Raw genomic sequence first — 21,983 nt, forward strand, 5'->3', positions numbered from 1 at the left:
CCGCGGTCGCGCGCTGCTCGGGCAACTCCCCATCGACGGGGGCACGTTCACCGTCCGTGCGGCCCTCGCGAGCGGGGCGACCCGCCGCGCGGGCGACGTGGGTGAGCAACTCGACACCGCACAACCGGCGTTCGCCGGTACCGGGCGGGCCCGCGCCCCCGTACCCCGCGCGGCGGTTGCCGTGCCGGGGACGAGGGCGGGCCTGCCCGTGCATCTGTCAGGCCGACCGCAGGCGCAGGCGGATGGTGCGGGCCTCGGGGCGCAGGGCGAACTCGGGCCACACGTCCGGGCCGCAGGCGCGCGAGCCGAGGCCGTGCTGGGCCGCGTCGACGATCAGGTGCGCCGCCGAGGACGCGGGCAGCTCGAACGGGTGGGCGGCGCGGGCGATCTGCTGCGGGGTGTGCCGGCTCAGGCTGAAGCCGGGGCGGCGGCCGCGCGCGTCGGGGTGGGCGGTGACGTGCAGCACGCCGGTCCCGCCCGCGGTCAGTGTCAGCTCCCGCAGCTGCGAGCGGTGCCCGGTCTCCTGCGGCCGCGCGTACTCCACCGACAACTCCCCGATGCCCGCGGCGAAACGTCCCGTGCGGGCCGCGCGCATGCTGTCCGGGTAGGACTCCAGCGGGCCGGTGCCGAACCACTCGGCGCCGTCCACCGGGGCCCCGTCGTCGGGCAGTTCGAAGCGGATCCCGATCCGCGGCCACACCGTGGACCAGCCGCGCGAGGGCGCGGTCTCCACCCGCAGCTCCACCTCGCCGTCCTCCAGCGACCAGGTGGACTCCACCGCCACCCACAGCCCGGAGTTGGCGGCCGACACGCGGTCCACCGTGCGCAGCGCGCCCGGGGCGCTCTCCACCGATATCCGGCGCGTCGTCAGCCGGTCCAGGCCGTCGCGGCGCCACAGTTCGGCGTTGGAGACCCCGGCGAGGCTCGCGTCGCTCTCCTCCACCTCGCCGGAGGTGCCCTCGTCGTTGTCGGTGGGGGCGCGGAACAGCTCCAGCTTCGGGCCCGTGACGGGCCGTCCGGCCAGCCGCACCAGCGAGCCTCCGGCGAACTCGGCGATGCCGAGCGTGAGCGTGCCCTCGGCCCCCTCGGCGGGGCGCCAGTGCCGAGGCGTCCGTACGGGCGGGGCTTCGCGCCGGGCAGCCGTGCGGTCCAGCTGGGCGGTGGCGACCTCGTGTCCTGCCCCGGCCCAGGCGGTCGCGGCGGCGAGCACGGCCTCGACCGTCAGCCATGTCTCGGCGTCCTCGGCCACCGGCACCTCCGGCAGCGGCACGCGCGCCGAGGCGCCGGCCGGCACCACCGGGGCCGTCAACTCGCCCTCGGCGACGGGCACTCCGTCGTGCTCGACCCGCCAGCGGAACCGCAGGTCGGAGGTGTCGGCGGAGTGCCGCAGGTTGGTGATTTCCACGGCGTCCGCGGAATCGGAGCCGCCGGAGGTGTCGGCGGTGGCGAAGGAGAAGCGCACCGGCTGCACCACGGCCTTGAACTCGTGCAGGCTCGGGGTGGGCACGTCGTTGCTGAGCACCATGCCGTCCATGACGAAGTTGCCGTCGTGGACGACCTCGCCGAAGTCGCCGCCGTAGGCGAAGTACGGGGTGCCGTCGGCGGTGGTGGTGGCGATGCCGTGGTCGCGCCACTCCCACACGAAGCCGCCGTGCAGCCGCGGATGGGTGTGCACCAGGGCCTCGTACTGGTCGAGGGCGCCGGGCCCGTTGCCCATCGCGTGCGCGTACTCGCACAACAGGAAGGGCTTGGTGCGCTGGTGGGCGCCCTGGGCGGGGGTGCAGCCGAGCAGCGGGGCGCGCGAGCCGTCGGTGCCGATCTGCTCGGCCTCGGGCACCGAGGCGTACATCCGCGAGTAGACGTCGGTGTAGGCGCCGGTGTGGTCGCCCTCGTAGTGCACGGGCCGGCCGGTGTCGCGGGCGTGCACCCAGGCGGACATGGCGGCGAGGTTGGCGCCGGTGCCGGCCTCGTTGCCCAGCGACCACATGACGATGCTGGGGTGGTTCTTGTCGCGCTCGACGGTGCGGCGGATGCGGTCCAGGTACGCCTCCCGCCAGGCCGGGTCGTCGCTGGGGTTGCCGGCCCAGCCGACCGCGTCGAAGCCGTGGGTCTCCAGGTCGCACTCCAGGACCACCCAGAAGCCGAGTTCGTCGGCAAGGTCGAGCAGGCGCGGGTGCGGCGGGTAGTGGCTGGTGCGGATCGCGTTGACGTTGAAGCGCTTCATGCGGGCCAGGTCGGCGCGGGCGTGCTCCTCGTCGAAGACCCGGCCGCGCTCGGGGTGGGTCTCGTGGCGGTTCATGCCGTGGAAGACGACCCGGCGGCCGTTGACCAGGAAGCGGTCGCCGCGGATCTCCACGGTGCGGAAGCCGAGCCGCACGGTGACCGTCTCGGCGGCGCTGCTCACCGTGGCCTCGTACAGCCGCGGCCGCTCGGCGGTCCAGGGCTGCACCGGGCCCGCCGTGAGGGGCGCCACGTCCTCGGGGCCCGCCCACACCTGCTCGATGCCGAGTTCGGGCACCCGCAGGGTGACGGGGAAGGCGGCGGGGCCGGCGGTGACCTCGGGGTCGATCGTCCCGCGGCCGTCGTCGTAGCCGGTGCGCAGCCAGACGTCCTCGATGCCGCCGGCCGGGCGGGCGTGCAGGGTGACATCGCGGAAGATGCCCGGCAGCCACCACTGGTCCTGGTCCTCGACGTAGCTGGCCGCCGACCACTGGTGCACCCGGACCGCGACGACGTTGTCACCCGGCCGTACGGAGCCGGTCACGTCGAACTCGTGGGCCAGCCGGCTGCCGCTCGCGCCGCCGGCCTCCTCGCCGTTGACCCAGACCCGGAAGAGCGATTCGACGCCGTCGAAGCGCAGCACGATCCGCTCTGCCTGCTCCCAGCCCTCGGGCAGGGCGAAGTGGCGGCGGTAGTCGCCGGTCGGGTTCTCGTCCGGGACGTGCGGCGGGTCGATCGGGAAGGGGAACTGCACGTTGGTGTAGATCGGCCGCCCGTAGGCCCCGTCGCCCTGGAGCACCCAGTGGGAGGGCACCGGCAGGCTGTCCCAGCCGCTGTCGTCGTAGGTGGCGGCCGCGAAGTCCGCGGGGACGTGCGCGGTGGGCGACAAGCGGAACCGCCAGGGGCCGTTGAGCGACAGGCTCGGGGCGTCGGTGTGCAGCCAGGAGCGCGCGGGGCGCAGGGCGCCGTGCCCGGGTGCGGGGTCGGTGACGTACGCGGTGCCGGGGGTGGTTCGGGGGGAGGACACGGGGTCACGACTCTTTCTGATGGGGGCTCTTCCGGGGGCGCCCGCGCGGGGTCGGCGGCGGGCGCCCCCTGGGTGCGGCGGGGCGGGGGTCAGCGCAGCAGGACGGTGCGGATCTCCCACGGGCCGAGGTCGAGGTCGAGCGCGCCGGGCGCGGGTTCCGGCGCGGACAGCGGACGGCCGAGCAGGTCCACGGTGCGGGCCTCGGTGAAGGCGCCGCTCACCCGGGTCCGCACGGCGGTGTCGCTCATGGCGACCAGCCGCACCTCGGTGCCGGCGGTGCCGTCGGCGGCGGTGGCCTTGCGGATCGCCGAGACGAACACGTCCGGACCGTCGACCGCGATGCCGGCCGTGTCGGCGGGCAGGGCGCCGCCCGCGGGGGCGGTGCCGCGGGCCACCAGCACGTCGTTGCGGAAGAGTTCGGCGGCGGCGACCGCGCCGGCCTGCTGCCAGCCGTCCGCCGAGGGCAGCACGGCCAGCCGGTTCTCGATCCGCAGGCCGAGGTCCTGGGCGCCGGGGGCGGGGATCTCGCTGGCGGCGGGCTCGTCGCGGTAGGGGTGGATGTTGACGCTGATGGAGCCGATGGCCCGCAGCAGGGTGACGGCGAGTTCGGTGCCGTCGCCGACGACCTCGTACTCGGCGGAGTGGTCGAGCAGCACCGTGGCGGGCCCGGCGGTGACGAACTGGCTCGCCGGGAAGGTCGGGATCGGGTGCTCGCCCCAGCCGCCCTCGGCGGTCAGGCCGCGCGGGGTGACGGCGAACTGCCCGGCCGACGCGGAGCCCGCCACCGGTTCGGGCAGCGGCACGTGCAGCCGCAGCCGGTGGTCGGCGGAGCGGTTGAGGAAGGAGGTGGTCAGGCGGACGAAGGGTTCGCCGGCCCGCAGTTCGACCAGGGTCTCCACCGGGGTGGGCACGGTCTGCGCGCTGCGCACGTCGCGGTCCTGGGTGAGGGCGGCGGGCCAGTGGTAGACGCGGGTGACGCGGGTGCGGGCCCGCAGCGGGCCCTGCTCCAGGACCTCGACGGCGACCTCGACGGGCTCGGAGACGAGCAGGTCCTTCGCCGGGGGGCCGTAGTTGTAGCTGTCGCCGCGGTCGCCGCCGTCCACCAGGCGGCCCAGGCCGCGCAGCACCGTGCCGTCGGCTCCGGTGACGTCCAGGGTGCCGTCCGCGGCGACAGTGACCTCGACCTGGCCGTTGGCCAGGGTGCGGCCGGCCGCGGTGGCGGGGACGAAGCCGGGCTCGGGGGCGTGCGCGGCAGGGGCGATCCGTATGCTCGCCAGGCCCGAGGCGGGCACGTGCACCGGCGCCAGGGCCGTGGCGCGGGCCTCCTCCAGGGTGAGCACCCGCCACTGCCCGGGGTGCGCGGCCGCCGCCTCGGCCACCTTGCGGCGCAGGATCAGCAGGTCGAACGGCCCCGCGGAGGGCACCTCGGCGAGGTGGAAGACGAGCAAGCCGGGCGAGAGCTCGTAAGCGTCGATGAGCCGGCCGAACAGCTCGCGCCGGTGGATGCGCCGCAGCACCCGCTCGACCTGCGAGGCGTCCATCAGTTCGTCGCTGAGCACGGTGGGCGCCGTGGCGATCAGCTGGACGGGGTGCACGGAGCCGTCGGCCGCGGTCGCGGCGAGCACTCCCCCGTCGGCGGGCGCGACCACGTCCACCTCGATGTGGGCGGTACGGGCCTGCGGCAGCGGGTTGGCGACGAGGTAGGCGTCGCTGGGCACCCGTGCGGCGGGCTCGGCCACCGCGGCGTCCCGTACCGCGCGGGCGGCCTGGGCGGCCTCGGCGAGCCGGGCCTCGACCTGCTCGCAGGTCTCGTCGGTGCCCGAGCCGACGACGGAGTCGTGGGCGGTGGACTCGATGACCTTGTGCCAGGCGAGGGTGAGGAAGGGCGTGCCGTCGCGGCCGGACCACAGGGCGCCGGCCCGCTCGGCGTGGTCCACGGTCCGCTCGGCGGCCGCCATACGCTGCTTGAGGCCGAGCCGGACGGAGAGCACGCCGGGCAGGATGTTGCCGCGGACGTGGCTGCGCAGTTCGCCGGTGACGACCGCGGACGGCTCGTCGCGGACGTGGCCGCGAATGTACTCCTCCAGCGTGGCCAGCGTGATGGGGCGCTCGTCGCTGGAGGCGCGGTGCAGCCAGGCGGTCAGCTGCGGGTCGGGCGCGTTGTGGTCGGTGCCGGCCATGGCGAGCACCGGGTCGCCGCCCCAGCGCTCGGCGGTCATCTCGGCGTAGTCGCCCAGGGCGCGGCCGATCTGCTCGGGCACCAGCAGGACGTCCAGGCCGTTGTCGTAGCCGTCGAAGAGGAATTCGGTGCGGACCTCGGAGCCGTCCGGGGCGCGCCAGCGGAAGGCGTGGCCGTCGACCGTGCCGGGCACGCCCCGCCACAGGGCGGCGTGCTCGATCCCGGCGCGGGCCAGGATCTGCGGCATCTGCGCCACGTGGCCGAACATGTCGGGCAGGTAGCCGATCCGCATGGCGCCGCCCAGCCTGCCGGCCGCGGCCCAGCCCATCTGCAGGTTGCGCACGATGGTCTCGCCGGAGCACAGGAACTCGTCGAGCAGGATCAGCCAGGGCCCGATCGCGAGCCGGCCGTCGGCGACGAGGGCGGCCAGGCGGTCGCGCTGCTCGGGCCGCATCTCCAGGTAGTCCTCGACCGCGGCCATCTGCCCGTCGACGGTGAACCGGAAGTCCGGGTGCGCCTCGGCGGTGTCCAGCACGGTGTCCAGGGCGGTGACGAGGCGGTGCCGGAACACCTGGAAGGGCTCGTACCACTCCCGGTCCCAGTGGAAGTGGGGGACGAAGACGGCGGGGTTGCGCATGGTTCGGCGACCTTCTGTCGGCAGGGCCTGGCGGCCGTAGGGAGCGAAGGGGGTGCGGGAGAGAGGGGTGCCACGGTGGCCGCGGGTGTCGCGGGGCGCGGGGTGGGCCGGGCGGCACCGGCGGCTCGGGGCCCGCCGGTACCGCCCGGGGTCACTTCAGCGAGCCGGCGGCCAGGCCGGTCCGCCAGAACCGCTGCAGCAGCACGAAGACGATGATCACGGGCACGATCGACACCAGCGAGCCGGTGATCACCGACTCCTGCAGCAAAGGCGCGCGGGCGGTCTGCCCGTTCCACTCGAACAGGCCGAGTGTGACCGGGAACAGCGACTCCTTCTGCAGCATCACCATCGGCAGGAAGAAGTTGTTCCAGATGGCGACGAACTGGAAGAGGAAGATCGTCACCAGCGAGGGCGCCATCAGCCGCGAGGCCACCGAGAAGAAGGTGCGGAACTCCCCCGCGCCGTCGAGGCGGGCCGACTCCAGCAGTTCCTCGGGCACCGCGGCGGAGGCGAAGATCCGCGCGAGGTAGACGCCGAAGGGGCTGACGATGCTCGGCAGGAACACCGCCCAGTAGGTGTTGACCAGCCCGATCGAGGAGAACAGCAGGAACAGCGGCAGCGCGAGCGCGGTGGTGGGCACCAGGACCCCGCCGAGCACGACGGAGAAGAGGAACTCCCGGCCGCGGAAGCGGAACTTCGCCAGCGCGTAGCCGCACAGCGCGGAGATCAGGGTGCCGACGCCGGCGCCGAGCACCGCGTAGATCACGCTGTTCAGCGCCCACTTCAGGAAGATGCCGTCGCTGCGGGTGAACAGCGTGTGCAGGTTGCTGAAGAGGTTGAAGTGCGAGAACGCCAGGCCGTTGGTGGCGGCGAGGTCGCCCTGCGGTTTGGTGGCCGCCACGATCAGGAAGTAGACCGGCAGCAGGAAGTAGACCATCAGCACGAGCATCAGCGCCATCACCGCCGTGCGGCTGGCCAGGCTCTCGCGGGAGGCGGACCTGCGGCCCGCGGTCAGGTTGCTCACAGTCCCGCCCTCTTCGAGGTCAGTCGCATGAACCCGAAGCTCAAGACGAAGGTGATGAGGGCGATGACCACGGAGATCGCCGCTGCCTGCTGGTAGTTGTTCCCCGAGGCCACCGCGTAGGCGAGCATGTTCGGGGTGAAAGTGCTGGAGATGTTCGAGGAGATCTGCCGCAGCACGGCCGGCTCGGCGTAGAGCTGCAGCGTGCCGATGATCGAGAACACCGTGGTCAGCACGATGGAGGGGGCGATGATCGGCACCTTGATCCGCCAGGCGATCGCCCAGTTGCTCGCGCCGTCCAGCTTCGCCGCCTCGTACAGCTCCTGCGGGATCGCCTGCAGCGCCGAGTACATGATCAGCATGTTGTAGCCGGTCCACAGCCAGGTGGAGACGTTCGCCGTGGACCACAGCACCGCGCCGGGGCCCAGGAAGTTCGGGTGCAGCCCGAGGTGGCCGAAGAGGTCCACCACCGGGCTCAGCTGCGGCGAGTACAGGTAGGACCACATGATCGCGGCGATGACGCCCGGCACCGCGTAGGGCATGAACGCCGAGATCCGGAAGAACGCCTTGATCTTCAGCAGCGGGGTGTCCAGCAGCAGCGCCATCACCAGCGCGACGAACAGCATGACCGGCACCTGCACGATGCCGAAGAGCCCGATCCGCCCGATGCTGGACCAGAACTCGGTGTTGGAGAGCACCTGCCCGTACTGGTGGAAGCCGCCGAAGGTGGTGTACGAGGTGCCGTACTGGCCACCGGTGCGGCGCACCACCCGGAAGCTCTGCCACAGCGCGTAGCCCACCGGCACCAGGTAGAACAGGATGAACGGCAGGAAGAACGGCGTCAGGAACGCGGCGATGGTGCCCGCCCCCGGGCCGCCGCCGCTCGCGCGGCGACGGCGGCGGGGGACCTCGGGCGCCGCGACCGCTCGCCGCGCGGGGGTTTCGGTCTCGGTCATGCTGCGGTCACTTGCCTGCTGCCTCGGCCGGGATGGCGAGGTCCTTCATCGACTTCAGCGCGGTGGCCTGCGCGGTGGACAGCGCGCCGCTCAGGGTCCCCTTACCGGCCGCGGCCTTCGCCATGGCGTCCTGCAGGCTCAGGTTGACCGTCTTCTGGGTCGGGCCCCAGGCGAAGCTGGTGTCGATGTTCTTGGACGACTCGGCGAAGACGTCGAAGATCTTCTCGTTGTTGTAGTAGGGCACGCCCTGGGAGAGCGACTGCATCTTCAGCCCCGCGGTGGCCGCCGGGTAGAGGCCGCCGAGCTTGTTCTCCAGCGCGAGCGCCTGCGGGTCGGTGTTCAGCCACGCGTTGAACTTCACCGACTCGTAGAGGTGCTTGCTGCCCTTCATGAACGCGACCGTGGAGCCGCCCCAGTCGCCGGACGCGGCGCTCGTGCCCCAGGTCGGCATCGGCACGATCGACCACTTGCCGGACTGGCTCGGCAGGTTGTCGCGGAACATGCTGTAGCCCCAGGCGGCGCCGACGTAGCTGGCGATCTGGTTCTTCTGGTAGGCCGCGTACATCTGCGTCGAGCCGTTGGCGAGGTCGGTGCGCACCACCTTCTCGTCGATCAGCTTCTGCCAGTAGTCGGCGACCTGCCGGCTCTTCGCCGAGTCGACGCTGACCTGCCACTTGTTGTTGCTGTAGGCGTACATCGTGGCGCTGTTCTGCCACAGCAGGCCGTTGAACCACTCGGCGTTGTTCGGGTCGAAGAACGTCATCGTGAGGTTCTTGTCGGCGCTGTGCAGCTTCTGCGCGTCGGACGCGTACTCGTCCCAGGTCTTGGGCACCGGCAGGTGGTACTTGGCGAAGATGTCGCTGCGCACGTAGAGCGCCATCGGGCCGGTGTCCTGCGGGAAGGCGAAGACACCGGTGTTGCCGAAGCTCGTCTGCGACCAGGTCCAGGGGACGAACTTGGACTGGGCGGCGGTGGCCGCGCTGCACTTGGAGGCGTCCACGAAGGCGCTCTGGGTGCGCAGGTTGGGCAGCTCGTCGTAGCCGACCTGGGCGAGGTCGGGGGCGCTGCCGGCCTTGAGGGCGTTGCTGATCGTGCCGTACTGGTCGTTGGAGATGTTCTTCGTCTGGACCTGGATGTTCGGGTTCTGCTTGTTCCAGAGAGCGACGACCTTGTCCATGCCCGGAACGGTGTTCCAGTACTGGAGGGTGACCTTGCCCTTCGCGGGCGCGCAGGAGGAGGCGGCCGAGGAGCTGCCCGAGTTGCCGGACGACGACGAGCAGCCGGCGAGCACGGCGATGCTCGCGACCGCGGTGACGGCGGCGGCAAGGCGGACGCGCGAGGCGGTGTTTCTCATGGGTTCCTTCCAGGGTGTCCAGCTCCAGTGCTGGACCGGTCGACGTTGACACCTCAAGGCGGGGCTGCCTTCTGGTTGGAATCACGGGCCCCGGCGCTTGCCGGTGCGGACACGGGCGGCGCCGCACCAAGCGCCGAGCGTGGGGGCGGGGCCTGGTGGACCCCGTCCCGTGAACGTTCACGGGAACGTTCACGGACGCTCGTGAATTGCTCGGAAGTCTGCGCTCCGCTCCGGACGAATGTCAAGACATACGGGTCAATCCTGCGTCCAACAGGTTACGCCGAACCGGCCAGCCGAAGCTCCGCCCGGACCTCCAGGGCCTCCGGCGGCAGCGGATCGGCGCCGGTCAGCAGCCGTCCGACCTGCTCCACCGCCAGCGAGCCGAGCAGGCGCGTGTCGAGCGCCACACTCGACAGGGGCGGTTCCACCAGCGCACCGAGCTGCAGTCCGTCGAATCCGATCACGGCCAGTTCGGCGGGTACCCGACGGCCGAGCCGGCGCGCCTCGCGCAGCGCGCCGACCGCGACGATGTCGTTGAACGTGAAGACCGCGGTGACCTCGGGGTGCGCGCCGAGCAGCGCCCGCAGCCCCTCCCCGCCGCCGTCCGCGGACTGCGCGGCGCCGGCCACCCGGCCGGGATCGATGCCGTGCGCGAGCGCGGCCGCGGTGAACCAGTCGCGGCGCAGGCTGGGCTCGGCGCGGTTCACGTGGTCGAGCATGCCGATCATGGTGTGGCCCTTGGCGACCAGGTGCGTGACAGCCGCGTGCACCCCCGCCTCGCCGTCGATCCGGATCGAGCTGAACCGGGCCATCCGGTGCTCGCGGCCGATCAGCACCATGGGCATGCCGCGGGTCCAGCGGTCGAGCTCGTCCTCGTCGCAGCTGAAGTAGCCGACCACGCCGTCCACCTGCGAGCCGATCACCTGGAGCGTGCCGAGCTCCTCCTCGGGGCGGTCGGCGGTGTCGTATACGACCACGTGCCAGCCGCGGGCGCGGGCGGACTCCAGCGCCGAGGCGGCGACCTCGGTGAAGAAGGGGTTGCGCAGATCGGGGATGACCAGGCCGATCGTGGTGGTGTCCTGGCGGACCAGGCCGCGGGCGAAGCGGCTGGGCCGGTAGCCGAGCTCACGGGCGGCGTCCAGCACGCGCTGCTTGGTCGAGCGCTCGATCTCGTCCTTGCCGTTCAGGGCGCGGGACACGGTCTGCCGCGAGACGCCCGCGGAGCGGGCGACGTCGTGGATCGTTACCCTCCGTGAGGAGTCGGGGCCGGAAGCTTCAGCCATGCGGCACAGCATACGGGGCGGCTTCTCGCCGTTTGGGTTCCCGTCTCGTCGCCGACAGCCGGCCGGTGACTGGCTGGGCGCGCAGTTCCCCGCGCCCCTAGGGTGCTCGCCCTGCGCGCGGAGGGCGAGGTTTTCAGGGGCGCGGGGAACTGCGCGACCAGCAGGCCACCGGCCTGTGGCCGGGAACGGCGGGGTGGGGGCAGACGTATAGCCGTAGGGGCGCGGGGAACTGCGCGCGCAACCCGTCACCGGGCGGCAGGCGGCGACGAGACGGGAACCCCAACGGCGGGTTGCCGGACCCCTTGACACGCCCACGGCAAACCGTCAATTGTTGGGCTGCGTTCGATCGTGTGCGCTTAACGTCCCGTTATGCGGAGGATGTTGAGCGTACCTGGTGCGATCGGGCGCGGCAGGACGACAGTGAGCCGGGCGGGCTCCGGGCCGTTCCGCAGACCCGCATGCCGCGTCCCCCTCTGCCGGGACGGCGGCCGCGGGAGCGTGGTGCGCCGAGCCGACGCCCCCTTGCTCCCCCGTGTCCCGCCCCGGCGCCGCCACCCACCCCTCTCGCGCTGTCAGGGCGCTGCGATGGAGGAAACCACCCATGAGGAAACCGATCCGGGGCGCGCTGGCCGCGTTCGCCGGAGCGCTGCTGCTGGCCACCGGCGTCACCGCGGCCGGCGCCCCGGCCGCGCAGGCCGCGGACAGCACCACGACCGCCAAACCCGTTCTCGGCTGGAGCAGTTGGAGCTTCATCCGGCGTACCCCGACCGCGCAGAACATCGAGGCGCAGGCCAAGGCCCTCAAGACCAGCGGCCTGGTGAAGGACGGCTTCGTCTACGCCAACGTGGACGACTTCTGGTACCACTGCCCCGGCAGCCAGGGCCCGGACGTCGACCAGTACGGCCGCTGGGTCACCGACGAGACCGCCTTCCCGCCCAAGGGCAGCGAGAACGGCATCCAGGTCGTCGCCGACTACGTGCACTCCCTCGGCCTGAAGTTCGGCCTGTACGTCACCCCCGGCATCTCCAAGCAGGCCGTCGCCCAGAACACCCCGATCAAGGGCACCACCTACCACGCCGACGACATCGCCACCACCACCGACGAGGCCAACTACAACTGCGGCGGCATGGTCGGCATCGACTACTCCAAGCCCGGCGCGCAGGACTTCGTCAACTCCTGGGCCGACCAGTTCGCCGGCTGGGGCATCGACTACCTGAAGATCGACGGCGTCGGCACCCCCGACATCGGCGACGTCCGCGCCTGGTCCCAGGCGCTGAAGCAGACCGGCCGCTCCATCCACCTGGAGCTGTCCAACAACCTGGACATCAACAACGCCGCCGCCTGGCAGCAGCTCTCCGACGGCTGGCGCACCGGCGGCGACATCGAGTGCTACTGCGGGCCCAATGGCAGCAGCTACCCGCTGACCACTTGGTCCTCGCTGACTTCCCGCTTCGACCAGGTCGCGGCCTGGGCGCCCTACGGCGGGCCGGCCGGGTACAACGACTACGACTCGCTGGAGATCGGCAACGGCGCCAACGACGGGCTCACCCTCGACGAGCGCAAGACCCAGATGAGCCTGTGGTCGCTCGCCGCCTCCCCGCTGATCCTCGGCACCGACCTCACCCACCTCGACCCGACCGACCTGTCGCTGCTGAAGAACACCGATGTCCTCGGCGTCGACCAGGACGGCATCGACGCCCGGCGGATCACGGACGGCGCCGACAGCCAGGTGTTCGCCAAGACGGAGAAGAACGGCGACGCGATCGTCGGCCTGTTCAACACCGCGTCCGCGCCCCGCGAGGTCGCGACGACGGCGAAGGCGCTCGGTCTGCCGGGCGCGCGCGACTACGCGCTGACCGACCTGTGGAGCCACGGCACCACCGAGTCGGCCGGGCGGATCGCGGCCGACGTGCCGCCGCACGGCGTCGCGCTCTTCCGGGTCCACCCGACCCACCAGGTCGTCCGCGGCGCCGCCCCCTCGGTGACGCTGGGCCTGGACTGGGCGCCGGCCGCGAGCGACAGCACCACCCGCACGGTCACCGCGACCCTCACCGACAACGGCTCGCGCCCCGTCACCGACGCCGCGCTGGCCCTGACCGGCCCGGACGGCGCGACGATCAGCACGACGTCGCCGACCCGGGCGCGCACCCTCAAGCCGGGCGGCGCGCTGCAGGCCACGTACACGATCGCGCTCAAGCCGTCGGACGAGCTGTTCGCCGCCAGCGACTTCCAGGGCACGGCCTCCTACCGCTTCGGCCCGGGCACCACGCACCTGGACGTCGGCGACACGCTCACCGTCAACCACGCGGTCGGGGCGCCGTACAAGACGTACGCCTCCACGACAGCGAGCTTCAGCCAGTCCGGTACCCGGCTCGGCATCCGGGCGCAGGGCGAGGACCTCTACCAGCCGGTGGACGAGTACGGCACGATCTACCTGCCGGGGGCCGAGCACGACGGCTCCACGACCACGGTGAAGATCGACGCGCAGGCGAACACCAGCGTGTGGGCGAAGTCCGGGATCATGGTCCGCAACGACATCACCAAGGCGGGCAGTTCGGCCGGCTACCTGGCGCTGGTCGAGACCCCGGGCAACGGCTACCTCCTCGACTGGGACAGCAACGGTGACGGCCAGCTGGACTCGCAGGACTCCACCGGCACGGCCACGTACCCGTCATGGCTGAAGCTCGTCCGCACGGGGACGTCGTTCAGCGGCTACTACTCGACCGACGACTCCACCTGGAACCTCGTGGGCACCATCGACCTCCCGACCGCCGCCGCCACCCAGGACGTGGGCCTGACCGCGACGTCGCACGCCGCGGGGACAACGGGCGAGACGGACTTCGACTCCTTCACCACGAACTAGATTCACGACGAGCCAGGTTCACCACGGACCAGGTTCACCTTGAAGCAGGTCACCGCCAAGCAGGTCCTGCCTCAACGGCCGGCGTCCGGCAGCCTTCCCGCTGCCGGACGCCGGCCGTCTCCACGTGCCCGGCCCCGCCGGTGGGTCCGGCGGTGAGGTTCAGACGGTGAGGTGCCGTTCCAGGAACCGGACCGCGGAGGCCGCCTCGAAGCGCGGCAACTCCATGTGCTTCCCCGCGTTGACGTGCAGCGACTTCTCCTCGGAGCCGAAGGCGTCGTAGAGGGCGAGGCCGTCCTCGCGCGGGATGTGCTCGTCGTCCCACTGCAGGGCGAACTCGACGGGGACGGTGATCCGGCGGGCCGCCTCGATCAGTGTCGAGGACCAGAACAGGCCGAAGGCGGCGGCCCGGATCAGGGGTTCCTCGGCGACGAGCGGCACTCCGATCGCGGTGCCGAGGGCGATGCCCCAGTACCCGACGGGCGCGTCGCCGATCTCGGGCACGGCGAGCAGACCGGCAAGGAGGGCGCGCCACTCGGGGACGGTGCGGCGCGCGAGATCGGCGTTGTACGGCTCGACGATCGGCCCGATGGGTTCGTGCGCCCGGCGTGCCGCGTGCAGGGCGGCGACCTGCTCCTCGTCCTGCGGCGTACGGGGCCGCGGCCCGTGCCCGCTCACGTCGAGGGCGAGGGCCCGCAGGCCGATGTCGGTGAGGAGCCGCGCGCGGCCCTCGACGGCACGGTGGTGCCGGTGCTGCACGCCGCCGCCGTGCCCGATCAGCACGATCGGGGTGCCGGGCGCGGCGTGCTCGGTCGCCCAGAGCGTGGCGGTCACCTCGCCGAGCACGAGTTCGCGGGTGGTGACGCCGTCGGACGTGGTGTGCGACAGCAGGCGCAGCGCGCCCGGGTCCAGCTGATTCATGGGAGTGCCTCTCACAGGTCACAAGGACGGGCGGCGCTCCCTGCGGCCCTCAGACCGCGCACCCCGTGACGCAACCGGGGAGCACCCGCAACGTTCCACCGAACTTGCCCACGGGTCCCACCTCCCAGCCTCATGCCACGGTCACCCCCGACGATACAGCGCGCCTGTCCGGGGCCCTAAGGGTTTTCGAGCCGCTGTTGCCCAGCAGATCCGAAAGCCTCCGCGCAGAGCTGCGTGTCAGAGGCTTTGACCGCCGGAAAGGTCGATGATCGCGCCGGTTGTCCATTGGAAGGCATCGGAGAGGATGGCGGGAACAGCGGCGGTAATGTCGTCGGACGTGGCGATTCGGCCCTGGGCTATCGTGCGGGCGGCAAGCTGCTGCACCTCCGGCGAGCGCATGATGCCTCCGCCGAAGTCGGTCAGGACCGCCCCTCCCATGAGCGTGTTGACCCGGATGGACCGCTCGGCCAGTTCGACGGCTTGGTAGCGGGTCAGGACCTCGATCGCCCCCTTGGTCGCGGCATAAGCGGACATCCCTGGAACCACACCCCGTGTCAGAGCGGTCGACACGTTGAGTACACGGCCACCCTCGTTGATCAGGGGCAGCAGCGCCTGGGTGAGGAAGAACGGCGCCTTGAGATTGATCCGGACCAGTTCGTCGAACTGGTCCGGAGTGGTCGTCGCGTACGGAGCATAGGTGCCGATGCCGGCGTTGTTGACCAGGTAGTCGAAGGTCTCCACGCCGAAGCTTTTCCGCAGCGTGCTCCGTACAGTGGTGACGAAATCCGCGAACGTGTCGATTTGGGTGACGTCGAGCCGGCAGAACACAAGGTCCGGCCCAGTGGCCTCGGCGGCCGCGCGCTCACTGGTGAAATAGGTGCCCAGAACTGCGACGCCCGAGCGCCTCAAGTGTTGCGCCATGCCCATACCCAGTCCGCGTCCAGCGCCGGTGACCAGGGCAATCTTCCGGTCCGCCATGAGGAGTCCCTCCGTCGATGGGTTGGTCCTCCCCACGATGGAGGAAACATTCCGCCGGAACGGGATGTTGTCCGCTGGACGGACAACCGCCAGGTCACAGCACGGAAAGCCTGCGTTCCAGTGCGACGGCAGCTCGGTGGACCGGCGCCGCGAACCTCTCCGCGGGCCGCAGCGCCGTGGTGGCGATCTGGAGCGACGCCCGCCGCCCGCCGGGCAGGCCGACCGGCACGGCATAGCAGGTCAACCCCGCGAGCACGTCCTGGTCGTCGATCGCGGCACCGAACGGCCGCCCCCGCGCCGCCGGCAGGGCACCCGGAGCCAGGACCAACGCGGCGGCGGTCGACGCGGGCATCCGCGCCCCACTGCGCGCGTCGATCGGCAGCGTCTCGCTGCCGGGAACCATCTCCAGAGCCACGAACGAGTCCTCCGACGGCACGACCAGGGAGACCGCAGCACCGGTCTCCTCCCGAAGACCCTGGATGACCCTTGAAGCAGCCGCCCGTAGACCCGACAGCGGCTCCACCTGCTGCGCCAGGCCCAGCAGCGAGGCCGAAAGGGCCCAGCGACCGTCAGCCCACGTCACCATGCCGGAGTCGCGCAGTTGGCCGAGCAGCCGGTACACCGTGGGACGAGGCAACCCGGTCAGATGCGCCAGACGCGCCACCTGATGCTCCCGTCCGGCCTCGGGAAGAGCCCGCAGCACGCGAAACGCACCGTCAACGACACCGCGCGGCTCCCTCTGCACAGCCACACTCCTGCCTCCACCACGAACACACCCGTAGACAAAGACAACAGTATGTGTTGCTCCCCAGCCCCCTTGTCGGCCCCGGGTGTTCAGACGCGGTGGATGGCGACTCCGGCCGAGGCCAGGGCGGTTGTCTGCTGCTCGGGGGCCTCCTCGTCCGTGACCAGGGTGTGGAGGGCGTGGGCCGGGGCCACGAAGGCGAGGGCGGTGCGGGTGAGTTTGGGGGACTCGGCCACGGCGATGACGCGGCGGGCCGCATCGATGGCGCCGCGTTTGACGGCCGCATCGTCCAGGTCGTAGGCGGTCAGGCCGTCCGCGGCGGTGAGGCCGCAGCAGCCGATGACCGCCACGTCGAAGCGCAGGGCGGTCAGCGCGGAGAGGGTGAGGGGGCCGGTCAGGGCCAGTTCGCCGGGGCGGGGGCGGCCGCCGGGGACGAGGAGGGTCACCTCGGGCGTCTCGGACAGGGCGTTGACCGCGTGCAGCGAGAGCGGCATCGCGGTGATGCGCCGGCCCGCGAGCGCCCGGGCGACCTCCAGGCAGGTGGTGCCGCTGTCGATGACCACGGCCTCGCCGTCCGAGATGAATCCCGCGACCTCGGCGGCGATGCGGCGCTTGACCGCCAGCCCCTCCTCGGCGCGCACGGCGAAGGGCGGCTCCTCGCCGCGTGCCAGCAGGCTGCGCGCCCCGCCGCGGAAGCGCTCGACCAGTCCCTGCCGGGCGAGGACGTCCAGGTCGCGGCGGACCGTCATCTCCGAGACGCCGGTCAGTGCCGCCAGTTCGGCCACGCCGATGGTGCCCGCCTCGCGTACGACCTCGACGACGTGCCGCAGCCGCTCAGTGCTCGTCATGCGAGGTATTGAACACCGGGACGGCTTCGAACAGGAAGCATGTGCGCATGAGCTTCTTTCGCACAGAAATCATGTGCGATACGGTACCCCGCATGGATCGATCACTGCGCGCCGGACGCGTGGCCACCTTCGCCTTCTTCGGGCTCAACGGCTTCGTCATGGGCATGTGGGTCGTGCACATCCCGAGCGTCGAGCACCGCGCCGGCATCGGGGCCGCGGCCCTGGGCTGGCTGCTGCTCGCGCTCGGCGCCGGCGCCTTCGCGGGCATGCAGGTGGCGGGCCCGCTCGCCGATCGCTACGGGGCCCGCACGGTCGTCCCGCTCAGCGCGGCTCTGTGCAGCGGCACCGCGGTGCTGCCCGGGCTGGCGACGGGGGCAGGCGTGCTCGCCGTCGCGCTCCTCGCGCTGGGTGTGAGCAACGGGCTGCTGGACGCGAGCATGAACGTGCACGCGGTGGAGGTCGAGCACCGCTACCGGCGGCCGGTGATGTCCGCGTTCCACGCGACGTACTCGATCGGCGGGGTGCTGGCCTCGCTGGTGGGGGCACGCACGCTGAGTTGGGGCTGGAGCCCGGCCACGACGCTCGCGTGCGTGGGCGTACTGGGCCTGGCGACAGCGGGGTTGGCGGCGCCGGCGCTGCTGCCGCGGCCGGGTACGGCGGGCTCCGCGGAGAAGGGTTCGGCGGGTTCTGCGGGTGCAACGGGTTCCGCGAGCGCCGTCGGTACGGGTACGGGTACGGGCCGGGCGACATCGGATGCCGCGGACGGGGATTCCGCCGCGGACCGGGGTGCCGTGAGCCAAGGCGCTACGAACGCGGGTGCGCTGGGCCACGACGCTGCAAGCGCGGGTGCGAACTCCGGCGCCGCGCGCCCGGGTTCCGCGAGCCCGGGAACTGCGAACCCGGCTGCCGTAACCCTGGATGCCGCGAACTCGCTTGCTGCGAGGGCGGGTTCCGGCGGCCCGGCGACCGCCGCGCGCATCAAATACCGCACCCCGCAGCGCATTTGGGCCCTGGCTGCCCTCGCCCTGATGGTCATGCTCTCCGAGGGCGTCGCCAACGACTGGAGCGCCTTGCATTTGCGGACGGTCCTGCATGCCTCCCCGGCCACCGCGGCCCTCGCGTACGGCACGTTCGCCGCTGCGATGACGACCGGCCGCCTGCTGACCGACCGCGTCGCGGGGAAATTGGGAGCCGCGGCCGTCCTCCGCTACGGTGCCGCGACCGCCGCGCTCGGCATGACCTGTGCCGCCCTCTCACCCAACGCGGGCCTCGCCATCGCGGGTTGGGGCGTCTTCGGCCTCGGCCTCTCGGGCTGTGTCCCCCAACTCTTCAGCGCGGCAGGCCACACCGACCGTGCCAACGCGGGCGCGAATGTCTCCCGCGTGGCAGGCCTCGGCTACCTCGGCATGCTCGCGGGCCCCGCCGTGATCGGCGCCCTCACCCGGATCATGCCCCTGAACGCGGCCTTCTTCCTCCCCATAGCCTTCTGCGCCACAGCCGCCGCCGCATCCCCCCTCCTCACCCCCCACCCCACCCCGACCCCCGAACGAACCCCCGCCCCGACCGCTTGAAGCGCCCCGAAGCGGGTTCGCCGGGGTCAGGCTGCCGCGGGGAAGGTGCGGGGGTGGGGGGAACGAGGAGGGGCAGGGCGGTAGTGGCGGTCCACGTAGGTCCAGGCGGTCAGGCCCGAGGCCAAGGGGAGGCGGACGCGGTGGACTTCGGGGGCCGAGCGGGCGTCCAGGGTGGCGAGGTCGGCGGGGGTGAGGCGGTACACGGTGCCCGGGACGGAGGTGTCGCCCTCCACGCTCAGCACGGCCACCGGGTGGCGGGCGGAACGGCTCGCGGCCACCAGGCCGGCGTCCTCGATCGTCGTCACCGTCCGTACGAAGCCGGGCAGGTGGTCGGGCACGCCGTCCACGGTCCGGCCGAGCAGGAGCTGCTGGACGTCCGGGGACTGCAACATGCCGTAGGCGAAGAGGAGTTCGGGGGCGGGGCCGTGCCCAATGGGCGCGCCGCCCGCGCGGGGGGCCGAGCGGCCGACAGGACGGCCGCCGCTACGGTTGTCGAACATCGGCTTCCTTCCGCCTGCACTCCGCGCACAACCCCCACCACGTGATCTCCGCCTCGTCGATGGCGAAGCCCTTGTCCTCCGCGGGGTCCAGGCACGGCGCCGTGCCGACCACGCAGTCCACGTCCTCGATGGCTCCGCAGCCGCGGCAGGCGAGGTGGTGGTGGTTGTCACCGACCCGCAGCTCGTACCGGGTGGGTGAGCCCGCCGGCTCGATGCAGCGGATCAGCTGCACCCCGGTGAGGTCGTCCAGCACGTTGTAGAGCCCCTGCCGGGACATCCGCCCCGCCGACTCCCCCGCGGCGGCGATCCGCGCCTCGATCTCGGCCGCCGTCGAGTGCGGGAACCCCCGGAGCGCGGCCAGCACCGCCCGGCGCTGCGACGTACTGCGCAGCCCTTTGCGTTTCAGCAGCTCCCCGGCCTCGTCCACGGTCCATCCACCTTCCAGCGTCACGACTGACCATAAAGCCTAGTTTTGACCGTGTCAAATCTAGACGTCGGCCCATCGGTAGCAGAGCTCCGGCCGCCCCACCTGCCCGTAGTGCGGCGTGCGCGCCGCCCGGCCCGTCTCCACCAGATGCTCCAGGTACCGCCGGGCCGTGATCCGCGAGACGCCCGCCGCCCGCGCGGCGCCGTTGGCCGTCAGCCCCTGCCCGCCCGCCTCGCGCAGCGCCGCCGTGACCGCCTGCAGCGTCGGCCCGCTCAGGCCCTTGGGCAACCCGGCCGGGTGCGGGGCGCGCAGGGCGGACAGCGCGCGGTCCACCTCCTCCTGGCTGCACGCCTGCCCGCCGGCGAACTCGCTGCGGTAGCGGGCCCAGCGCTCCAGCCGGTCGCTGAGCGCGGCGAAGGTGAAGGGCTTCAGCAGATATTGCACGACGCCGACCGACACCGCCTGCCGCACCATCGCGAGGTCCCGCGCCGAGGTCACCGCCACCACGTCGGCGGTGTGGCCGGCGGCCCGCATGGAGCGGACGAGCTGCAGGCCGTGGCCGTCGGGCAGGTAGAAGTCGAGCAGCACCAGGTCCACCGGGCGCTGGTCCAGCAGGCGCAGCGCGGCGCCGCCGGTGTGGGCAACCCCGGCCACCGCGAAGCCGGGCAGCCGCTCGACGTAGAGACGGTGTGCGTCCGCGGCGACGGGATCGTCCTCGACCACCAGCACGGGTATGGGCGCACTCATGCGGGCACCTCCGTCCCCGGAGCGACCAGCGGCAACCGGACGGTGAACTCCGCTCCCCCGCCGGGCCCTTGGGCCAAGCTCACCCCGCCGCCCCTGCGCCGCGCGGTCTGTTCGACCAGCGCCAGGCCGAGCCCGTGGCCCTGGCTCTTGGTGGACCAGCCCCGTCGGAACACCTCGCGGATCGCGCCGGGGTCCACGCCGGGTCCCGAGTCGGCGACGCGCAGCAGGAGTTCGCCGTCCTCGGCGCGGGCGGTGACCTCCACCGAGGGGCGGCCGCCGTGCTGCCCGCTGCCCTCGATCGCGGCGTCGATCGCGTTGTCCACGAGGTTGCCGAGCAGGGTGACGAGGTCGCGCCCGGCCAGGTCGGCGGGCAGCACGCCGTCGTCGATGCGGCTGTCGGCGGTGACGGTGAGGTCCACCCCGCGCTCGTGCGCCTCGGCGGCCTTGCCCAACAGCAGTGCGGCGAGCACCGGTTCGCCGACCGCCGAGACGACCTGGTCGGTCAGCGCCTGGGCGAGCCGCAGTTCGGCCGTGGCGAAGTCCACCGCCTCCTCGGGGCGGCCCAGTTCGATGAGCGAGACGACGGTGTGCAGCCGGTTGGCCGCCTCGTGCGCCTGCGAGCGCAGCGCCTCGGCGAAGCCGCGTACGGAGTCCAACTCGCCAGTAAGCGCCTGAAGTTCGGTGTGATCGCGCAGGGTCACCACGGTGCCGCGCTGCTCGCCGCCGCGCACCGGCGAGGTGTTGACCAGCACCACCCGCTCCGCGGTGAGGTGCACCTCGTCCACCCGCGGCCCGGCGGAGAGCAGCGCGCCGGTGAGCGAGGCGGGCAGGCCGAGGTCGGCGACACCGCGCCCGACCACTTCGCCGCGCAGGGTGAGCAGGTCGCGGGCGGCGTCGTTGCAGAGCACGACGGTGCGGTCGGCGTCGAGCAGCACCAGGCCCTCGCGCAGCGCGTGCAGGGTGGCCTGGTGGTAGTCGTACATCCGGCCCAGTTCCTCGGCGGCCATGCCGTGGGTGTGGCGGCGCAGCCGGCGGTTGGTGACGTAGGTGCCCAGGCCGCTCAGCGCGAGGGCACCCAGGGCGACGGCGGCCAGCGCGGCGAGCTGCCCGCGCAGGTGGTGGCTGATGGTGTCGACGGTGATGCCGACGCTGACCAGCGCCACGACGTGCGAGCCGTCCCGCACGGGGGTGACGACCCGCACGGAGGGCCCGAGGGTGCCGGTGTAGGTCTCGGTGAAGGTGCGGCCGCGCAGCGCCGGGCCGATGTGCCCGAGGAACCGCTTGCCGATGAGGGCGGGGTCGGGGTGGGTCCAGCGCACGCCGCGGGTGTCCATGATGGTCACGAAGTCCACTCCGGCGCCGGCCCGTACCCGCTCGGCGTACGGCTGCAGGGCCGCGCTCGGGTCGGCGGAGCGGACGGCGGCCAGGACGGAGGCGGCGTCGGCGACGGCGGCCGCGGTGGCGACCACGCGGTGGCGCGCCTCGTCGTCGGCCCGGTCGCGGGCGTTGACGTAGGCCAGGGCCGCGCAGCCGGCGACGACGGCAGCGAGCACCACCACCTGCATCACGAAGAGCCGGCCGGCGAGGCTGCGCGGCGGCAGGCGGTGGACGGTGAGCGGGCGGGACATGCGGGCATTGTGCCCGCGGACCCGCGCGGCAGGCAGGGGCGGGGGGCGTGCGAACTCAATGAACACAAGGGTGACCTGTGT

Annotated in this window: 16 protein-coding genes; 2 read left to right on the forward strand and 14 right to left on the reverse strand. The window is 72.4% G+C overall.

The window, feature by feature from the left end; genetic code table 11:
• Positions 1-217 precede the first annotated feature (217 nt).
• From BLR33_RS27120 to BLR33_RS27145, 6 genes are all read right to left on the reverse strand, one after another.
• The gene (locus tag BLR33_RS27120; protein ID WP_093787257.1) at positions 218-3,247 is read right to left on the reverse strand and encodes a glycoside hydrolase family 2 TIM barrel-domain containing protein; all 3,030 of its coding nucleotides are present in this window, start codon (positions 3,245-3,247) and stop codon (positions 218-220) included.
• An 89-nt stretch (positions 3,248-3,336) separates the two neighbouring features.
• Entirely contained in the window at positions 3,337-6,063 is a 2,727-nt protein-coding gene (locus tag BLR33_RS27125) for a glycoside hydrolase family 38 N-terminal domain-containing protein (RefSeq protein WP_093787258.1), read from the reverse strand.
• A gap of 151 nt (positions 6,064-6,214) precedes the next feature.
• Positions 6,215-7,021 (reverse strand): carbohydrate ABC transporter permease, encoded by an 807-nt coding sequence (locus BLR33_RS27130; protein WP_093787374.1) that lies wholly within the window; start codon positions 7,019-7,021, stop codon positions 6,215-6,217.
• Between the two features lie 62 nt (positions 7,022-7,083).
• Positions 7,084-8,040: a carbohydrate ABC transporter permease gene (locus BLR33_RS27135; protein WP_093787259.1), complete on the reverse strand. Its 957-nt coding sequence runs from the start codon at positions 8,038-8,040 to the stop codon at positions 7,084-7,086.
• A 7-nt stretch (positions 8,041-8,047) separates the two neighbouring features.
• The gene (locus BLR33_RS27140) at positions 8,048-9,394 is read right to left on the reverse strand and encodes an ABC transporter substrate-binding protein (RefSeq protein WP_093787260.1); all 1,347 of its coding nucleotides are present in this window, start codon (positions 9,392-9,394) and stop codon (positions 8,048-8,050) included.
• 275 nt (positions 9,395-9,669) lie between these two features.
• On the reverse strand, positions 9,670-10,677 hold the full coding sequence (locus tag BLR33_RS27145; protein WP_093787375.1) for a LacI family DNA-binding transcriptional regulator: 1,008 nt from the start codon (positions 10,675-10,677) through the stop codon (positions 9,670-9,672).
• Positions 10,678-11,278: 601 nt separating this feature from the next.
• Here BLR33_RS27145 and BLR33_RS27150 point away from each other — a divergent pair.
• The gene (locus BLR33_RS27150; protein WP_093787261.1) at positions 11,279-13,540 is read left to right on the forward strand and encodes an NEW3 domain-containing protein; all 2,262 of its coding nucleotides are present in this window, start codon (positions 11,279-11,281) and stop codon (positions 13,538-13,540) included.
• A gap of 159 nt (positions 13,541-13,699) precedes the next feature.
• Here the strand turns inward: BLR33_RS27150 and BLR33_RS27155 are convergent, their stop codons facing one another.
• The 4 genes from BLR33_RS27155 to BLR33_RS27170 all read right to left on the reverse strand — a co-directional run bounded on the left by BLR33_RS27155 (position 13,700) and on the right by BLR33_RS27170 (position 17,029).
• Positions 13,700-14,458, reverse strand: coding sequence for an alpha/beta fold hydrolase (locus BLR33_RS27155; protein ID WP_093787262.1), 759 nt, complete (start codon positions 14,456-14,458; stop codon positions 13,700-13,702).
• Between the two features lie 237 nt (positions 14,459-14,695).
• On the reverse strand, positions 14,696-15,436 hold the full coding sequence (locus tag BLR33_RS27160) for an SDR family NAD(P)-dependent oxidoreductase (protein WP_093787263.1): 741 nt from the start codon (positions 15,434-15,436) through the stop codon (positions 14,696-14,698).
• Between the two features lie 94 nt (positions 15,437-15,530).
• The gene (locus BLR33_RS27165; RefSeq protein ID WP_176930527.1) at positions 15,531-16,187 is read right to left on the reverse strand and encodes a helix-turn-helix domain-containing protein; all 657 of its coding nucleotides are present in this window, start codon (positions 16,185-16,187) and stop codon (positions 15,531-15,533) included.
• 83 nt (positions 16,188-16,270) lie between these two features.
• Positions 16,271-17,029 (reverse strand): DeoR/GlpR family DNA-binding transcription regulator, encoded by a 759-nt coding sequence (locus BLR33_RS27170; protein WP_093787265.1) that lies wholly within the window; start codon positions 17,027-17,029, stop codon positions 16,271-16,273.
• A 92-nt stretch (positions 17,030-17,121) separates the two neighbouring features.
• Between BLR33_RS27170 and BLR33_RS27175 the strand changes: the two genes are divergently transcribed.
• Positions 17,122-18,600: an MFS transporter gene (locus BLR33_RS27175; RefSeq protein WP_093787376.1), complete on the forward strand. Its 1,479-nt coding sequence runs from the start codon at positions 17,122-17,124 to the stop codon at positions 18,598-18,600.
• A 26-nt stretch (positions 18,601-18,626) separates the two neighbouring features.
• Here the strand turns inward: BLR33_RS27175 and BLR33_RS27180 are convergent, their stop codons facing one another.
• From BLR33_RS27180 to BLR33_RS27195, 4 genes are read right to left on the reverse strand one after another with little or no spacing between them, the layout of a single operon-like run.
• Positions 18,627-19,100, reverse strand: coding sequence for a gamma-glutamylcyclotransferase family protein (locus BLR33_RS27180; protein WP_093787266.1), 474 nt, complete (start codon positions 19,098-19,100; stop codon positions 18,627-18,629).
• On the reverse strand, positions 19,084-19,551 hold the full coding sequence (locus BLR33_RS27185) for a Fur family transcriptional regulator (RefSeq protein WP_322987198.1): 468 nt from the start codon (positions 19,549-19,551) through the stop codon (positions 19,084-19,086). The genes BLR33_RS27180 and BLR33_RS27185 overlap by 17 nt, the downstream gene beginning before the upstream one ends.
• Before the next feature lie 36 nt (positions 19,552-19,587).
• Positions 19,588-20,274 carry a response regulator gene (locus BLR33_RS27190; RefSeq protein WP_093787268.1) on the reverse strand — a complete coding sequence of 229 codons (687 nt, stop codon included), beginning with the start codon at positions 20,272-20,274 and terminating at the stop codon, positions 19,588-19,590.
• Positions 20,271-21,902 carry a sensor histidine kinase gene (locus tag BLR33_RS27195; protein WP_245771694.1) on the reverse strand — a complete coding sequence of 544 codons (1,632 nt, stop codon included), beginning with the start codon at positions 21,900-21,902 and terminating at the stop codon, positions 20,271-20,273. The genes BLR33_RS27190 and BLR33_RS27195 overlap by 4 nt, the downstream gene beginning before the upstream one ends.
• Positions 21,903-21,983: the final 81 nt, after the last annotated feature.

The organism is Actinacidiphila guanduensis (assembly GCF_900103985.1).
Classification (GTDB): Bacteria; Actinomycetota; Actinomycetes; order Streptomycetales; family Streptomycetaceae; genus Actinacidiphila; species Actinacidiphila guanduensis.

Bases quoted from the DNA above. Each gene is read 5' to 3' on its own strand.
- BLR33_RS27190 (WP_093787268.1), bottom strand. From the start codon at position 20,274: ATGAGTGCGCCCATACCCGTGCTGGTGGTCGAGGACGATCCCGTCGCC.
- BLR33_RS27170 (WP_093787265.1), bottom strand. From the start codon at position 17,029: ATGACGAGCACTGAGCGGCTGCGGCACGTCGTCGAGGTCGTACGCGAG.
- BLR33_RS27180 (WP_093787266.1), bottom strand. From the start codon at position 19,100: ATGTTCGACAACCGTAGCGGCGGCCGTCCTGTCGGCCGCTCGGCCCCC.
- BLR33_RS27175 (WP_093787376.1), top strand. From the start codon at position 17,122: ATGGATCGATCACTGCGCGCCGGACGCGTGGCCACCTTCGCCTTCTTC.
- BLR33_RS27130 (WP_093787374.1), bottom strand. From the start codon at position 7,021: ATGGCGCTGATGCTCGTGCTGATGGTCTACTTCCTGCTGCCGGTCTAC.
- BLR33_RS27135 (WP_093787259.1), bottom strand. From the start codon at position 8,040: ATGACCGAGACCGAAACCCCCGCGCGGCGAGCGGTCGCGGCGCCCGAG.
- BLR33_RS27160 (WP_093787263.1), bottom strand. From the start codon at position 15,436: ATGGCGGACCGGAAGATTGCCCTGGTCACCGGCGCTGGACGCGGACTG.
- BLR33_RS27150 (WP_093787261.1), top strand. From the start codon at position 11,279: ATGAGGAAACCGATCCGGGGCGCGCTGGCCGCGTTCGCCGGAGCGCTG.
- BLR33_RS27145 (WP_093787375.1), bottom strand. From the start codon at position 10,677: ATGGCTGAAGCTTCCGGCCCCGACTCCTCACGGAGGGTAACGATCCAC.
- BLR33_RS27140 (WP_093787260.1), bottom strand. From the start codon at position 9,394: ATGAGAAACACCGCCTCGCGCGTCCGCCTTGCCGCCGCCGTCACCGCG.
- BLR33_RS27155 (WP_093787262.1), bottom strand. From the start codon at position 14,458: ATGAATCAGCTGGACCCGGGCGCGCTGCGCCTGCTGTCGCACACCACG.
- BLR33_RS27125 (WP_093787258.1), bottom strand. From the start codon at position 6,063: ATGCGCAACCCCGCCGTCTTCGTCCCCCACTTCCACTGGGACCGGGAG.
- BLR33_RS27195 (WP_245771694.1), bottom strand. From the start codon at position 21,902: ATGTCCCGCCCGCTCACCGTCCACCGCCTGCCGCCGCGCAGCCTCGCC.